General features: G+C 61.3%; 12 protein-coding genes and 1 tRNA gene. 8 read left to right on the top strand and 5 right to left on the bottom strand.

The genetic code is table 11. The annotated features are described in order from the left end of the window. Positions 1-102 precede the first annotated feature (102 nt). From recO to NW851_RS00795, 3 genes are all read right to left on the bottom strand, one after another. Positions 103-909 carry a DNA repair protein RecO gene (gene recO / locus NW851_RS00805; protein WP_414335056.1) on the bottom strand — a complete coding sequence of 269 codons (807 nt, stop codon included), beginning with the start codon at positions 907-909 and terminating at the stop codon, positions 103-105. After that, the gene (gene deoC / locus NW851_RS00800) at positions 906-1,601 is read right to left on the bottom strand and encodes a deoxyribose-phosphate aldolase (RefSeq protein ID WP_414335057.1); all 696 of its coding nucleotides are present in this window, start codon (positions 1,599-1,601) and stop codon (positions 906-908) included. Before deoC ends, recO begins: the two co-directional genes overlap by 4 nt. Before the next feature lie 125 nt (positions 1,602-1,726). After that, positions 1,727-2,191, bottom strand: a complete 465-nt coding sequence (locus NW851_RS00795) for a redox protein (protein ID WP_414335063.1) — start codon at positions 2,189-2,191, stop codon at positions 1,727-1,729. A gap of 175 nt (positions 2,192-2,366) precedes the next feature. Here NW851_RS00795 and NW851_RS00790 point away from each other — a divergent pair, with 175 nt between their 5' ends. Further along, the gene (locus NW851_RS00790; RefSeq protein ID WP_414335058.1) at positions 2,367-3,272 is read left to right on the top strand and encodes a LysR family transcriptional regulator; all 906 of its coding nucleotides are present in this window, start codon (positions 2,367-2,369) and stop codon (positions 3,270-3,272) included. Positions 3,273-3,507: 235 nt separating this feature from the next. After that, positions 3,508-4,530 (top strand): E3 ubiquitin ligase family protein, encoded by a 1,023-nt coding sequence (locus tag NW851_RS00785; RefSeq protein ID WP_414336581.1) that lies wholly within the window; start codon positions 3,508-3,510, stop codon positions 4,528-4,530. A 122-nt stretch (positions 4,531-4,652) separates the two neighbouring features. Here NW851_RS00785 and NW851_RS00780 read toward each other — a convergent pair whose 3' ends face one another. Next, positions 4,653-5,567, bottom strand: a complete 915-nt coding sequence (locus tag NW851_RS00780; protein WP_414336580.1) for an alpha/beta fold hydrolase — start codon at positions 5,565-5,567, stop codon at positions 4,653-4,655. Positions 5,568-5,673: 106 nt separating this feature from the next. On the opposite strand from NW851_RS00780, the gene NW851_RS00775 reads away from it, so the two are divergent. The 3 genes from NW851_RS00775 to NW851_RS00765 all read left to right on the top strand — a co-directional run bounded on the left by NW851_RS00775 (position 5,674) and on the right by NW851_RS00765 (position 11,655). Further along, positions 5,674-7,836 (top strand): spermidine synthase, encoded by a 2,163-nt coding sequence (locus tag NW851_RS00775; RefSeq protein WP_414336578.1) that lies wholly within the window; start codon positions 5,674-5,676, stop codon positions 7,834-7,836. Between the two features lie 136 nt (positions 7,837-7,972). Continuing rightward, positions 7,973-8,596 (top strand): NADPH-dependent FMN reductase, encoded by a 624-nt coding sequence (locus NW851_RS00770; protein WP_414335151.1) that lies wholly within the window; start codon positions 7,973-7,975, stop codon positions 8,594-8,596. A gap of 179 nt (positions 8,597-8,775) precedes the next feature. Then, positions 8,776-11,655, top strand: coding sequence for a GAF domain-containing protein (locus NW851_RS00765; RefSeq protein WP_414336577.1), 2,880 nt, complete (start codon positions 8,776-8,778; stop codon positions 11,653-11,655). A 10-nt stretch (positions 11,656-11,665) separates the two neighbouring features. Here the strand turns inward: NW851_RS00765 and NW851_RS00760 are convergent, their stop codons facing one another. Further along, complete coding sequence (locus NW851_RS00760; protein WP_414335149.1) at positions 11,666-12,637, bottom strand: energy-coupling factor transporter transmembrane component T family protein; 972 nt, start codon at positions 12,635-12,637, stop codon at positions 11,666-11,668. A gap of 156 nt (positions 12,638-12,793) precedes the next feature. Here NW851_RS00760 and NW851_RS00755 point away from each other — a divergent pair, with 156 nt between their 5' ends. The 3 genes from NW851_RS00755 to NW851_RS00745 all read left to right on the top strand — a co-directional run bounded on the left by NW851_RS00755 (position 12,794) and on the right by NW851_RS00745 (position 15,930). After that, positions 12,794-13,957 carry a GuaB3 family IMP dehydrogenase-related protein gene (locus NW851_RS00755; RefSeq protein WP_414335148.1) on the top strand — a complete coding sequence of 388 codons (1,164 nt, stop codon included), beginning with the start codon at positions 12,794-12,796 and terminating at the stop codon, positions 13,955-13,957. Between the two features lie 34 nt (positions 13,958-13,991). Then, a tRNA-Val gene (locus NW851_RS00750) sits at positions 13,992-14,063 on the top strand. Between the two features lie 286 nt (positions 14,064-14,349). Further along, on the top strand, positions 14,350-15,930 hold the full coding sequence (locus NW851_RS00745) for an iron uptake porin (RefSeq protein ID WP_414336575.1): 1,581 nt from the start codon (positions 14,350-14,352) through the stop codon (positions 15,928-15,930). Positions 15,931-15,985: the final 55 nt, after the last annotated feature.

The following is a 15,985-nucleotide window of genomic DNA, read 5'->3' as shown; positions in this document are numbered from 1 at the left end:
TTGATACATACCTTCACAACTTCTTCAGGTTGCGACAAGGGCTGCGCTGGGTCGGAATGACTCGAATGGCTATTCGGCAGAAAAAGTGGCTGCCGCCACTCCCTAGCCGTTGGCAGTGGGAAGAGTATAGCAACTGTCCAGCAGGCCAGCGGAACGGATTTCGCGGTCGGCGTGATGCTCCAAAACGCGCCGCAACAGACGTTCTGCCTCCAGCCAAGCCGCCAAGGGCAGCGAATCTTCGGCCAGGGGCAAAGTTGGACTGGGCAGGGATCCCAAAGCTTGCAGGACGGAACTGGAGACCCAGACAATTGGGCTGGGCCGCTGCGCCACCCGGCAAGGATCGCAGACCAAGCCGCCCAATTGCGGGCTGAAAAAAACGTTATCGACCAACCCCCCCCCGCAGAAGTGACAGGCTTGCACCTGGGGAGCGAACCCTGCCAACGCCAGGAGGTGATACAGCCCATGGATGAGCAAAGGCAAAACGGCCCGCTCCGAAGCGGCCCGTTCGATGCGTTGCAAGTGTTCCACCAACACCACAAACAGCTCTTCCTGGGCTTGGTCGGGCAAGGCCAGTAGCAAGGCCACCTCCGCCAGGTACTGGGCCGCCGTGAGATGGGCCAAGCTGCGGCCAAGACGAGGAAAAGTCTGGAGAGTTTCCACCTGGACAATGCGCTGCAGACGTTGGCAGGCCTCCGTCTGGGCAGACCAGCGCCCCCGCGCGATCAGCAGCTCGTTGATGACAAAGGGCTCCATTCGCCCTCCCCACTTGGAAGGCTGCTTACGGGATCCCTTGGCCACCGCGCGGATCAAGCCTTGCTCGCGGGTCAAGATGGTTATGATCCGATCCGACTCGCCCAGCGGGATCCCCTTTAGGTTGATGCCCGTCACCCGATAGGTGCGCCCACTCATGCGGTTCCTCTGGCTTGCAGCTCTTGCATGAGCTCCAGCCCCCAAGAGGTGCCGATGCGGCTGGCCCCTGCTTGGATCATGGCCTCTGCTTGAGCCAGCGTGCGAATGCCGCCCGAAGCTTTCACCCCCACTTTACCCCGGCTGAGCTGCCACAACAGTTGCACATCTGCCGGCGTCGCCCCGCCCATCCAGCCGGTGGAGGTCATCAGAAAAGCTGCCCCCGCATCGATGCAAATCTCCCCGGCCAGCTTTTTCTCTGCCTCGGTCAAGAGGGCCGTTTCCAAAATGGCCTTGACGCAAACCCCCGTTTCTTCCACCAGTTGGGCAATCTCGGCATGGAGGCGATCCAGCTCCCCCGCCTTGAGCCAGGCCAAGTTGATGCGGACATCCAGCTCCCGGCACCCCTGCTCCACCGCCAGTTGAGCCTCATAGAGCTTAGCCTCCGCAGTGGTGGTGCCCAAGGGAAACCCCACCACCGTGCTTACCTTGACCGGGGATCCATGCAGCCGCTCCACCACCCGCGGCACGTAACAAGGTGGTACGCAAAAAGTGGGAAAACAGTAGCGCAAGGCAATTGCGCACCCCTGCTCGATCTGTTCCGGGGTCGCCATCGGCAACAGCAGCGTGTGGTCGATGTACTCCGCCAAATTGATCGAGCTATCCGCCGCGCCCTTCCGCTCCAGAGAAAGCATGGGTCGAGCCCCCAGCACCCTTCTCTACTTTAGCCCCAGTTTTCGCCCGCAGGGAGCCGCAAAGGTGGCCGAGCCTTATCGGTGTACCACCGCCCGATCGCCAGCCTTGATTGACCTGCCGCGTGCTAGGCACAAATGCGGGGCAAAGGTGCGGGCGCCGAGGTCACCTGCAGCAATCGGGGAATACGGCTGCTGTCGTAGATGCGAAATTCTTTTTCCAAGATGGCTTTTTCGTCGCGCACCGCCTGGTTCAAAACGATGGATCCCTGCGGATCGGAGATGGAACGGTGGAAAGTGCCGGGGGGAATGCGCAAAATACCTCGATTGGCTTCCAAGCGCACAATGTGGAAGGGATCCCGCCAGCTAAAATTCACCAAATAAAACGTCCGCCCGCCCCACAGAGCCAACAAGTTGTCCTCTTGGTGGGGATGCATGTAAAACTGCCAATAGCCTTGAGGATTGTCGGGGGGACTGATGGCCGGCCCATCATGATAAACCAAGTCGCGGGCGTTGGATTGGGCAACTGTGATGTCGAAAAAACGTACGCCGGGGGTATCTCGAAATTGATGAAAAGGCAGCAGGGCAAACATGGAGCTCGCCATGGGAACACCTGACCAACGACAGAGAGAAAAACAGGTTTTCACACTGTTTCGTGCTGTTTCGCAGTGTGAAGATGGAGTTATGTCGTCAGTTTAGTCAGGCCCAGCAGAGGGTTCAAATCTGAGATAGCATCACATCTATGCGCAGATCGAATAGATGGGATCCATGAACATCTCACAACTGCGAACTCTGGTGGCTGTGGTGGAGCGGGGGAATTTCAGCGATGCCGCCCTGCAATTGCAGATTTCCCAGTCGGCGGTGAGCCGGGCCATCGCCAGCCTAGAGGAAGAATTGGGGGTGTCTGTGTTGGTGCGCGGTCGCTTTGGGGCCCGCCTAACGCCGGTGGGGGAGCGACTAATGCGCCATGTCCGCAAGATGCTGCAACTGTGGGAACAAATGGAGTATGAAGCCAACCTGGAAAAAGGGTTGCGGGGGGGAAATGTGCGGGTTGCCGCTTTTCGCAGTGCTGCAACCCATTTGCTGCCGCCGGTGATTGCCCGCTTCCGCCAACAATTTCCGCAGGTTGCCGTCACCCTTACAGAAGAAGATCCGGCCACAGTGGAACATCTGCTGCGCTCAGGCCAGGTGGATATTGGCCTATTGCCCTTGCCGCGGGCTGCTGAGGATCTGCAGACGTGGGAGATCGCCCGCGACGAGTTCATTTTGTTGGTTCCGCTGAGTTTTGGGCCCCTGCCGGAAACCCTCACTTGGGAGGATCTTTCCCGCTTTTCTTACATTCTCTACAACTACGCCGAATGCACCACGGCGGTGCGCAACCACTGGGAAGCGGCCCACCAAACCCTCAAGGTGGCCTACTTGGTGAAGGAAGACTCCACCATTGTGAACATGGTGGCGCAGGGTCTGGGGGCTGCTATTTTGCCCCGCTTGGCTGCCCTCCCCATTCCCGCAGGGATCCAGATCCGCCGCTTGCCCATCCCCCTGGAGCGGGTGATCGGGGCTGCCATCCTGGCCTCGGCGCTGCATCCGCCGGCAGTCTTTGCCTTCCTGGAAGCCTTACGGGGAAACCCGTCCCAGTTGCCGGGTGGAGAGCTGGCCTTAAACTCCTCTTAAAATCCTGTTCCCAGGTAACTGCTAGCATGAGGCCAACTTCACTCCCACCCCATCGGAAAGGAAGGCCTCTATGAACTGGCTGACGCTGCTTGGGCTACTTTGTCTTCCCGGCTCTCTGTTTTCATTTTTTGAGTATTTGCGCTCCCAGAGGTTGGTTCAGCAGCTCTCTGCAACTCGGTTGCTCAAGGTAGCCGAGCTTCGCAATCTCGGTCAGACAAGCCCAAAAGGATCGAACTTGGCCCAAGTTTACGGCAGGATTGTGTGCGATCGGCCTTTGGTATCGGAGTTTTCACGCCAGCCTTGTGTCTACTACAAGTCGGAGATCACTTGGGAGTATGACGAAGCCGAGTGCTATCGAAAGTATTTGAATAGCGAAGGCGATGTCGCCTACAGGGAACGGATCAGCGAAGGCGAATACCAGAACGCTCTGCGCTTGGGATCTCGGGCAAAATCCTATCCGGGGGGAATGACCGGAAAAAGGCCCGGCTTGGGCTACTCTGACTCCGGTTCTTTCCAGAAAAGGGTGGATCCCGGCTACTCTGATTCTTTCCAACAAAAGCCCGGCTCTGGCTACTTCAGCGCAGCCTCCTTTCAGCAAAAACCCGGCTCTGGCTACCCCCCTTCGGACTTTTTCCAGAAAAAGCCTGGTTACTCCGATTACCCGCAAAAGCCTGGCTTCCCAGGCCATCTGGAAAAATCGCAGTTTTCTGAAGCAGGCCCTCCCCAGAAGTATTACAACAATGTGTACTACGATCCGAGCACGGGTCGGGAATATCTCCTTGAGAGAGAGACAGAAACAAGAACTGAGACCCTTCACTCGGTGGTTCGCCAGCTCCCTTTTTTCATCGAAGACGAAACCGGAAGGGTGAGGGTGGATCCCACAGGTGCCGAGGTAGAGGCCATGTTGGTTGTGGATGAGACTGTTTTCCCCGGAAAAGGCCCCAGCCGGTTCAACTTCGATTTCAAACGCTACTTTTCCCGGATGAGAACAGAAAATCGCTCCACCCGCTCCTTTGTCTACAAAGAATGGGTGCTCCCGGTGGATGGGATGGCCTTTGCCATGGGGGAGGTGCGTTCTGAGGTAGGGGATCCTGTGATCCGAAAACCCCTTTCGGGAGGACGGTTCATCATCGCGCCCAAATCCGCTGAGGCCCTCTTGGAAGAGCACCGCTCCAATGCCTACGGCTTCTTGGCGGGATCCCTCGTCCTGCTGGGCATTGGCGTTTTCACCGTGCTCCACCTGCTGCAGTCCCTGTAGCCCTATCGGCGATAGGCTCCCATCCTCTCTCCTCACTGTTGTAGTCATTGCTACACAACGCTGTCGCGAACGCGCCGCTTCAGCTCCCCTCTCCCTCTGGGAGAGGGGCTGGGGGTGAGGGGTTAGACTATGGGATCAGGTTTCCGGCTGGGATCCCGGATCCAGTCCAAAAGCAGCGGGTTGACCAGCTCGGGGGCTTCGTCTTGGGGGCAATGGCCAACTCCTGGCAAGGGGATGAACCCCACCACGCAAGGGAACCCCGCCAGGGCCCGCCCCAGGGCAATGGGTTCCCAGGGATCCGCTTCCCCCCACAGGATCAAGACGGGGCAGGCGAGCTGAGGCAAGAGATCTTCTGCCAAAGGCCCCTGAGAATAGCGCACAAAAGCCAAAAAGACCTCTGCCGCTCCTGGCTCCAAAGCCGGCTTGAGCAAAAGCTGGATCAGTTCCTCGGTAACGGCTTCTTTGCGTCCGTAGGCCTGGAGGAGGATGTTGCGAATGGCCTTGGGTTGAGCTATCTGGGCGAAGAAAAAACGACCAAAGGGGGGCCACCCCAGCAGGGATTGGAGCAGAGGAGTGGTCCAGCGGCGCAGCCAGGAGATTTGCGCTCGTTTCCGCTCGTGCAGCAGCCGCAGCGAGGGATCCAACATCGCCACTCCCAAAACCTGCCCCGGATCCAGAACCGCCGCCTGCAAAGCCACAATGCAGCCAATCGAGTTGCCCACCAGATAGGCCGGCTGGCCCATCACCTCGCGCACAAAATCTGCCACCAGGGATCCCCAGGTCTCGAAGGTGTAGGGCAGAGGCGAGCCGGGCAGAGGCTTGGCGGATCCCCCAAAGCCCAACAGATCGACCGCGTACACCCGACAGTGCTGCCCCAGCTCCGGCAAATTTTTCCGCCAATGGTCGCTGCTGGCCCCAAAGCCATGGATCAGCAACACCGCCGGGCCGGCAGATCCCGACTGCTGATAGCGAATGGACTGGTCACGCCAGAGCCAGCGGTGCTCTGCAATGGGGGGTGCGGTGGGCAAAGGAAGCATGGGGAGCCTCTGGCTTCGCGTCAACGTTGCGATCTTAAATCTCTTTGTAAGTTTCCGGGGGAGGCTGGGCAATACTGGCAGTTGAGGGTTTTGCGGTGGGTCGGCTTTGATTTGGCTGGTTGGCCTCGGCTTGTTCGGCAGCGCTTTTTGCCTCTTTTGGGGACAGTTGTTGGTGGGCAAGTTGCTGCTGCCGCTGTGGGGAGGATCCCCCCTGGTGTGGAACACCTGCCTGGCTTTTTTCCAGGTCACCCTGCTGTTGGGCTACCTGTGGGCAGACCGGCTGGGGCGTGGGTTGCATCCCAGGATGGGCGTGCTGATCCAGGGGATCTTGCTGCTGATGGGGCTGAGGCTTTTACCCTTTCAATTTGGGCTCTGCCTGCAGCCGGAAGGAGCGTGGCCCCCTCTCGCCCTCTTGGCAGACCTGGCTTTGGGAGCTGGGGTGCCGCTGTTTCTCCTGTCGGCGACGGCGCCATTGCTGCAACGGGGGTTGGCGGCAAGAAAGGTCGCGGAGCAACAGGGGCTGCGGGATCCCTATTTTCTCTATGTGGCCAGCAATGCCGGCAGTTTGGCCGGGCTGCTGGGTTACCCGCTGCTGCTGGAGCCCCGGCTGTCTTTGGCTGGGCAAACTCACCTGTGGACGGGATCCTACGCGCTGGTGGCAGCCCTGGTGCTGCTGAGCGGGGTGGGGCTGTTGGCGTCAGCGGCCCAGAGCACTGTGGGGGATCCCGACCCAGGATCCTTGGCAGTCTCCTGGGGAGAGCGCTGGCGCTGGGCGGGGCTGGCTTTTTTGCCGGCAGGCCTGTTGGTGGCGGTCACCACTTTGCTGACCACCGACGTGGCGGCGGTGCCCCTGTTGTGGGCCATCCCCCTGGGGATTTATCTGCTGACATTCATGCTGGCTTTTGGGGGTATCTACCCCAGGAAGTGGATGTTGGGAACAACGGCTCTTCTGGCCTGCGGGGCAGTGGGGGCCCAGGTCTTGGGCTGGGTGAGGCCCGGTTTTTTGCTGCTGCTGCATCTGGTCACCTTTGGGCTGGTAAGCTGGGGCTGCCACAGCCAGTTGGCCTGCCGGCGCCCGCCGGTGGAGCAGTTGACGCAGTTTTACCTGTGGTTGGCTTTGGGGGGGAGCTTGGGGGGGATGTTCTCTGCCCTCTTGGCCCCGCAGGTGTTTGAGACGGTGCTGGAATATCCTCTGCTCTTGGGGGTGTCGCTGGCCGTGCTGGGGGGGCGGGTGGGCCTGTGGCTGGGGCTGGGGTTGCTCTTGCCCTTGCTGCTGTTGCGCTTTCGCCTGCCGGCGCTGCTTCACCGCGGCTCCGCCGTGGGCTTAGCCTTGGGGTGGGCGGTGCTGGTGTTCACAGGAGAGGGCAAGAGGGGATGGCTGCGGCGGCTGGGGACGATGGCGGGGTTGGTTGTGCTGCTGGGGCAACCCTGGCTGATGCCGGGACTGCAGGTGGTGGCCAGCCAGCGCAGCGCCTTTGGCCTCAACCGAATCGTGGAATACCAGACCGAGCAGGGATCCTTCCGCAGCCTTCTGCACGGCACCACCCTACACGGCAGCCAAAACCTGGATCCCCAAAAGGCCCTGCAGCCGCTGACCTATTTCGCCCGGTCTGGGCCGGTTGGGCAGGTGTTTGCGGCGTTTAGAGCTCAGGCTGCGGCTCTCCGGCCCGCCATTGCGGTGTTGGGGCTGGGGATCGGCACGTTGGCCGCCTACGCCCAGCCGGGGGATGAGTGGACGTTTTTCGAGTTGGATCCCACCGTGGCCGACTGGGCGGGCCGCTACTTCTCCTATCTCGATTGGGCCAGCCAGCAGGCGCAGGTACAGGTCATCCTCGGCGATGCCCGCCTCAGCCTCCAGAGGATCCCAGCGGGCAGCTATGACTTGATGGTGATGGATGCCTTCAGCTCCGACGCCGTGCCGGTGCATTTGCTGACCCTAGAGGCCCTGACCCTCTACCTAAGCAAGCTCAAGCCCCAGGGTTGGCTGCTCTTCAACATCACCAACCGTCACCTCAACTTGGCCCCCGTGTTGGCCGGCCTGGCCGGATCCCTGCAGCTCCAGGCTTGGCAGCAGGCCCACCGGGATCTGTCCTCTGACCAGCAACAAGCAGGGCTGGCCCCCTCCCACTGGGTGCTGATGGCCAACAACCCTGGAGCTCTGCAGGGCTGGCAGCCCCTTCTGCCCCAAGCCGGAGATCCGGTCTGGAGGGATGATTTTTCCAACCTGCTGCAGGTGATCCGTTGGCCCCAGATCCCCAGTTCCGAGTAGGAATCGGACTGTTCGACCCTTGGGCGAATGCACCAGCCTTAGGCAGCCCCGCAGCTCAAACAATCTTTACAACGCAGAGTTGGTATGAGTTATGATTGTTTGAAACGTAACTAATGCCTGCTCAGGAGCTCAGCTCATGTCTCCTTCAACTTTGCAAGCCCTTACTGTCAATTCGCAAGCCGTCATGGCTGAAGCCTCTGGGGCTCGTTTCGTGGCCATCGGCGGCAGCTTGCGGCCCAATTCCTTGACTTATCAAGCGCTGGAGGTGGCGCGGCGCGAGTTTGAGAAGCTGGGGATCCCCTTGCACATTCTCGATCTGCGGCAGATGAAGCTGCCCTTTGCGGATGGCTCGGAATCCTACGCGGACTATCCTGATGTGGCGCTTTTGCAGGCGACCATGAAGCAGGCGGATGGGATCCTCTTGGCCAGCCCGGAGTACCACGGCGGCATCAGCGGCAGCCTGAAAAATGCCCTGGATCTGTTGCGTTTTGAGCACCTGGAGGGCAAGGTCTTCGGGTTGATCAGCGTTTTGGGCGGTGAGAGCAACAGCAACACCCTCAACCAGATGCGCTTAATTGTGCGTTGGGTGCATGGCTGGGCGATCCCGGAGCAAATCGCCATTGGTCGGGCTTGGAGCGCTTTTGACGAGCAGGGCAATCTCAAAGACGAGAAGCTACAACAGCGCTTTCAACACTTTGTCCACAGCTTGGTGACCCACACCCACAAGTTGCGGGGGATCCCAGTAGTAAGGCCTTCCTGAATACCTGCAGGCCCTGGCTGCCCCTGTTGCTACCCAGCCCCTCAGCGGGGGGTTATAGTTATTCCCAGCCAGTGCAAGTCCTTTGCATGGCTCTTTAGCCAACTTTTTGGCAAAGAAGAGGAGGAGTTGAGAAGGTTTTATAGGGCATTGGCTAACCTGCAGAATCAATCCACACGGGTATGGTTCAGTCTGTTCCCCCTTATTCCGATAGAGCTGGATCCCTGTCTCCCTGGGTAGCTCTGCAAGTAACCTTGCAACAGATGCGGGAGCAGAGCGATGCCAACGCCCTCATTCAGCTCACGCTGGAGTATGTCAGGGCGGTGTTTGGGGCGCCGCTGATCTGGCTTGCTCTTTACGACTATGCCAATCACCAGTTGGTGGGCCAAGGGGGGGTGACCCTGCGGGAAGACGATCAAGCGCTCTTGCGAGCTCTGTATCCCCTGCAGCCGGGGGAGATCCTGGAGCAGGTGGTGATCGAACAGCGGCCCATCAGCGTGCCCGATCTTTCCCAGGAGCCGCGCATGGGCCTTTGGCAGCGGGAGGCCAGGCGCCTGGGCGGGATCCAGGGCTGCTTCATCTATCCCTTCTCGGCGGTGGGGCGGCGGCGCTGCCTGGGGATCCTGATGCTGGGATCCCAGATGTGGGGAGTTACCACCCGCGAGGACGAAAAGGCCCTGCTGGGGATTTTGCTGGGGCAGTTGGCGGCCTCGCTGCAAGAGCTAGAAAACGCTTGGCAACAGCAGACCGAAAAGCGCCTTGAGGATCTACTTCTGAGGTTGGGAACGGCGATGCGCCAGGCGGGATCCCTGCAGGAACGGGTCAGCCTGGTGAGGCAGGAGCTGCAGACGTTCCTGGGCGCCGTCCATATTCAGGTGTACTGGCACGAGCGCAGCCAGGGGCGGTTTGTTCCCCATGGAAGCGCCGCTAGGCCCAGCCAGCCACCCACTCCTGCCCCCATGTCCAGAGAGGCCAAAGCGGGAGCAGCGTCGCCAAAAGATGGCGGCCTTTCTCTGCGGGAATTGGGGGACATGTACTACACCCTCACCGATGGCCAGGTGGTGGTGGGCGGCACGGGGACGACCCGCTCTGAGGTTCCCCCCAAGCTGATGCAGCAGTTGCGGGCTCAGGCGGTTTTGGCGGCCCCGATTTTGCTGGAGAGGGATCTGCTGGGGTTTATCTGGGTGCAATCGGAGCTGCCCCGCACCTGGCAAGCGGTGGAGCGACAGTTGGTGGCCGCTGCCGCCAATGGGCTGGCCTTGGCCGCCCCCCTGGAAAATCTGGATCGCCGCATTCGCCAGTTGGCCGACGACCAAGAGTTTGTCCACCAGGTGGGCCGTTCGCTTTACAACCCAGCAGAGCTGCAACAGGCTCTCCAGCAAGCGGTGGTTGGCCTGGGGCAGCGCCTGAAGGCCGCTGTGGTGGCCGTGTTGACGGTGGATCCCGACAGGCCCATCCCCCGCCTCTTCTACGAGCACCGCAGCGAAGGCAAGCAGGCTTTGCCGCCGCAGTTTAGCCCCTTGAGCGAGCAAGACTGGCAGGATCTGCTGCGCAGCGAGGTGGTGGTGGCAGAAAACTACGACCAAGATCTGCGCCTGCTCTCTTGGCGGCAAGAACTGGCCCCTCTGGGGGTGCGCTCCCTCATGCTCACCCATACTCGGGTCGGCGGCGCCGTCAGCAACGCTGTCTTTCCGGAAGGGCTGCTCCTGGTATTACACCCCCAGCTACGGGCCTGGAGCCGGGAAGAACGGCAACTGCTGCGCGGGATCGCCCAACAAGTGGGGTTGCTCCTGCGGCACCTCCAATCGGAACAACAGCGACAACGGCAAGAACAACTGCTCAGGGGCCTGATCGCCACCTGTCTGGCCCTGCAAAACCTGAACATCTCGCCCGTTGGCGACAGCAGTATAGAGTCCTTTCTCTACACCACCACCGCTCAACAGACGGCCCAATTGCTGGGGATCCCGTTGGCTCTCGTAGTCAGTTGGCAGCCGGGGGAGAGCCGGGCCCAGTTACAGCCGCCCTTTGCTGCTGCCCCTGAGTTCTGCCCCAGCGGAGCCACCGAGATCGACCGCCAGGATCCGCTGCTGGCTTATGTGCTGCAGGCGGGGGAGCCCCTTCAGCTTGCCCAAGAAGAGATCCCGGCTGCCAGCCGCACCTGGCTCAATTCTGCCGGCCTGGGATCCTGGCTGCTGGTGCCCTTGGGCGAGACAGATCCCTCTCTGCCGGAGCCTCTGGGGGTTTTGATCCTGGGGGCAGAGGCAGGTAAGGTTTGGGATCCCGACGAGCGGGCGGCTGTGATGTTGATCGCCCAGACCTGCGCTTGGACGCTGCGGCGCTTGCTTTGGATGCAAACTTTGCAAGAGCAGCAGGAGGTGCTCAGGGAGTTGAACTGGTACAAACACCGCCGCCTGCTAGACCTACAGAATGCCCTCCTGGACGGCCTGCGCCGCTTGGGTCAGGTGCCGGAGATCCCCGGCGACGAAGCCACCCGCTGGCAAAAAGTGGTGGAGATCGGCAAGGGGCTGCGAGAGCTGACGGTCTCCACAGAGCCGTTGTTGCAGGCGGAAACCTGGCAGATCCAGCCACAGTTGCAGTCGGTATCTTTGGCTACTTTGGTGCGCAAAAGCCTGCGCCGGGTGGAGGGCCTGACCCAAAAACGCAAGCTGTGGCCGCGGGCCCATGGGGACATGAGTCTGGCCATCCAGGGGGATCCCGGACGCCTGGAGATGGTGCTCTGGGAGCTGCTGGTGGCCGCCGCTTTGCGCAGCCCGGAAGGGGGGCGGCTGGATCTGTGGAGCCAGGCTGGCGAGGGCTATGCAGAGCTGCTGGTGGTGGATCAGGGCAGCTTTGACCCTCACCTGGCAGCGGCACTTCAGTTGGAGCCGGAGCGGGTGATCTACGCGGATCCTTTGCTCAAGTCGCCTTTGGCGGCCAGCCCCGGCCTGGAACTCAGCTTATGCCAACGGGTGGTGCAGCGGATGGGAGGTCAGCTCTCCTTCTATCTGTCTGGGGATGGGCGCTCCGTTTCCCGACTGCTCCTGCCGCTGAGCCCAGCGTAGAGCACAGCCCTCAGGAAGACAAGATCCTCAGCAGCCAAAACAGGGGCAAGAAGGCCAGCACCCCTCGATCCAGCCGCCGCAGTTGTAGGCGGTGCCAGCGCAGGGGATGGTCGGGGCCGGTCAGCCCACGGGCTTGCATGGCCATGGCCATCTGTTCGGCCCGCAGGAGCAAGTTTTCAAAAAAGCGCTCCACCAGGGCCAGCAGGGTTTGCATCCCGCCCCGAAAACTGAGGGATCCCCAGCGCACATCCCGAGTTCGCACCGCCCGCACCAGGTTTTGCACCTCCTCCATCACCAGCGGCAGAAAGCGCAGCGCCAAGGTGAGGGTGAGGATCACCTCCGCAACCGGCCATCCCCAGCGCTGGCAAGGTTGCAACAGTTGGCCGATCCCAGCGGTGATCTCCTCTGGGGCGGTGGTCAGCAAAAACAAGTTGGTGGCATAGAGCAGCGTAAAGATGAGGGTGCCCAGCCGCAAGGCCACCGACAGAGAACGGCGCGACACCTGAAAGGTTCGCCCCAACAGGGACAATTGAACCAAGCGGTAGCGATAGGGCGTTGGCCAGGCACGGGTTTGCTCGCGCCAGGCGCGGTCTGGGGATCCCTGTTCTGCAGCCAGGTGAAGGCTATCGCGAACGCCGGGGATCCCGGTCAGCCCATAGCCCACCACCTGCACATCCTGCCGCTGCGGCTGCGGAAAGACCCCCAACCCATCTGGGGCCAAGCTGGTGATCCCAAAGGTGAGCAGGCTGAGAGCCAACACCAGAGCGAGTTGGCCTGACCAAACCCGGCGCGGCAGACGGGCTGCCACCGTCAAGAGCAAGAGAAGTGCCACCACCGCCAGGCGCCAGCCATTGCCGGCCAAAATGGGACTGAGCAGGAAGCTGAGCAGCCAGGCCAGCTTCACGCGCGGATCCAGGCAATGTAGCCAGGTGCGAGGCTCTTCCAGATAAATCCCCAGCGGGGCATTGCGCAGGATATCCACGATCGGGCAAGCGGGAAACAGCCTATCTATGTAAGCTACCCGACTCCGACCGCTGGGCGGTATTCAAATCACGGCCAAGAGAACACAACCCTCACTAGCCTTGGATCCCCCCTTGGCGGCATGATAAGAACGAGGGATCCGCAGAACAAGGCAAAAATGGACGTGCAACTGGGCCGCAATCGGCAGGCAAGACGCGCTTATGGGCTGGATGAGATCGCGCTGGCACCAGGCAGGCGAACTCTGGATCCCAGCCTGGTAGACACCCACTTCACTCTGGGAGGGATCCAACGGCCCATCCCCATCATCGCCAGCGCCATGGACGGCGTGGTGGATGTCAAGATGGCGATTTTGCTCTCCAAGCTGGGGGCGATGGGCGTGCTGAACCTGGACGGGATCCAAACCCGCTACGCGGATCCCGACGAGGTGCTGGATCAGATTGCTGCGGTCGGCAAAGACGAGTTTGTTCCCCTGATGCAGCGCCTCTACAGCGAGCCCGTCAAGCCGGAGCTGATCCAAGAGCGCATCCGCCAGATCAAAGCCGCCGGCGCCATTGCCGCCGCTAGCTGCGTGCCCGCCCATGCGGCTGAATATGGGCCCCTAGTGGCGGAAGCAGGCGGAGATCTCTTCTTCGTCCAGGCCACCGTGGTTTCCGTCCATCACAAGGTGCCAGAGGGCATGCAAAAGCTGGATCTGGCCGCGTTCTGCCGCTCCATGCCCATTCCCGTGGTGCTGGGCAACTGCGTCACCTACGATGTCGCCCTGGAGCTAATGCAAGCGGGAGCTGCCGGCGTCTTGGTGGGCATCGGCCCCGGCGCTGCCTGCACCTCCCGCGGCGTGCTGGGGGTGGGAGTACCTCAGGCCACCGCCATTGCCGACTGCGCTGCCGCCCGCGACCAGTTCTTGGCCGAAACCAGCACCTACGTTCCCATCATCGCCGACGGCGGCCTGGTGACCGGCGGGGATATCTGCAAGGCCATCGCCTGTGGGGCCGATGCCGTGATGATCGGATCCCCCTTGGCTCGCGCTCAGGAGGCGCCCGGTCGCGGCTTTCACTGGGGCATGGCCACCCCCAGCCCCGTTTTGCCCCGCGGCACCCGCATTCGCGTGGGATCCACCGGCACCCTGGAAGAGATCTTGCGCGGCCCCGCCCGCCTGGATGACGGCACCCACAACCTCTGGGGTGCCCTGCGCACCAGCATGGCCACCCTGGGCGCCGCCAACCTCAAGGAAATGCACCAGGTGGCGATCTGCATTGCCCCTTCCCTTTTGACCGAGGGCAAGGTGTACCAGAAGGCGCAGAGCCTGGGCATGGGGAAATAGCCCCTCAGGAAATGCTAGACTCAGGGAGCCGAGGGGGCGGTTAGCTCAGCGGTAGAGCGCCTGCCTTACAAGCAGGATGTCACTGGTTCGAGTCCGGTACCGCCCATCCCCGCCTTAGCCCGTGGCTCAGCTTCAGGATACACCCGCTAGCCAGGGCCGGATCCCTGAGGTAAAGTAATGGGTATAGGGCCTGGAGCGTCTGCCGCCCTTGAGCCTCGCATTGAGTCTCGCTCAAAAAGTGTGTAAAGTGGTAGACGATGTAAGACAGGGCTGTACTATGTTCTTCTAGAATTCGCAACTGTCAGGCTCGCTCTAGAGTTGGGCAGTTGGGCATCGCTAGGAGACGTTGCCACAGCTAAACAGGTGTGAGGACAAAAAACAAGGAGAGAAACATGCCCGCGAAACACACGAACTACTGGAAAACGCTGCTGGCTGGCACCCTGGGTGCAGCGGCAGTCTTAACCCCTGGAGTGGCCTATGCCCAAGCTACAGGGCCTGTCACCTCCATCTCTGAGCTTTCCGATGTGCAGCCCACCGACTGGGCATTCCAGGCGCTGCAATCGCTGGTCGAGCGCTACGGCTGTATTGCCGGCTACCCTGACCGCACCTTCCGCGGCAACCGGGCCATGACCCGTTTTGAGTTTGCCGCCGGGATGAATGCCTGCTTGGATCGCATCAACGAGCTGATCGCCGCCGGCCTGGCCGACAAGGTTTCTAAGGAGGACTTGGCTACACTGCAGCGGCTGCAGGAGGAGTTTGCCGCCGAGCTGGCAGCCCTGCGGGGACGGGTAGACGCGCTGGAAGCCGACGTAAATGACCTGAAGGGCAAGGTCTTCAACCCGGTCACCAAGCTGAATGCCCAAGTGATCACCGCTGTCCTGGGCAGCGCTCTCACCGACGACCGGGTGGTCAACAACAGGGTGGTGGCCGAGCAGAATCAGGCGAACATGACCCTGCCCTACCGGGTGCGCTTGAACTTCGACGCTTCCTTTGCTGGGCGTGACCGTCTGCGCATTCGTCTGCAGGCTCGCGATGCGGTAACCACCTTCTTCGCAGGGGATCCGGGCGTTGGCTTCCAAGGGGGTGGTGGTGGCACCTTCACGCTGGCCCAGTTGGTCTATCAGTTCCCTGCCTTTAACCGCGCTGCCACCATCTACGCCGGCATCACGGGCACGGGGGTGTCCAGTGTCCTGCAATACAGCGTCCCCTTCGATGCCCTCTCCGACTTTGCCGACCTCCCCAACTCCACGGGAGATGTGCCCAGTGGCACGCTGTTTGGCTTCCGCTATCGCCTCGGCGACCAGTTTCGTCTGGCCTACGCCTACAGCACCCGCGGCGGCCAGACCTTGGGCAGAGGTTTCGGTGACAGCGGTTTGACCGGTAACGACAGCGCCCACACGGTGGAGCTGGGCTTTCTGCCGACGGAAAATCTGGAGCTGTATTTGCAATTTGCTTCCACCTATCTGCAGGACGCTAGCCGCGGTCCCGGTTTCCTGGCTACCGGCAGCAGCCTTTTCCGCGGTCCGCTGCGCCGGAATGACGTCACCCCCTCGGCTCGGGTCAATGCCTTTACAGTGGCTGCCAACTGGGAGCTGAGCCCCCGCATTATCGTGTCCGGCTGGTTTACGGCCGGCAACGTTGACTATAACCTGCCCAACGTGGTGCCGGCTGGCACCATCGATCCGGGCGATGAAGACTTCAACGGGTTCTTGCTGGGTTTTGCCTTCCCGGATCTCTTCATTGAGGGTGCCAAGGGTGGTGTAGTCTTCGGTCAGCCGATCGTGACCACCGACAATGAGGGTGTGTGGGATACCCGGCCCTTCGTCGTGGATGTCTACTACAGCTTCCCGGTCAACGACTACATTACCTTGACGCCCGCTGCCTACTTTGTGAGCAATCCCAATGGGGGCAGGCCAGGGGACAACGACCCGACCATCGGTGTGGGTGCTCTGCGGGCAGTGTTCACCTTCTAACCCCTTGCTCTCCCGCCTAGGTTAAAAACAACGGAGGGATCCGCCGCGGCGGATC

It is taken from the genome of Synechococcus sp. H55.7 (assembly GCF_047462395.1).
Lineage (GTDB): Bacteria > Cyanobacteriota > Cyanobacteriia > Thermostichales > Thermostichaceae > Thermostichus.
This window is presented reverse-complemented; position numbering and strand designations above follow the sequence as displayed.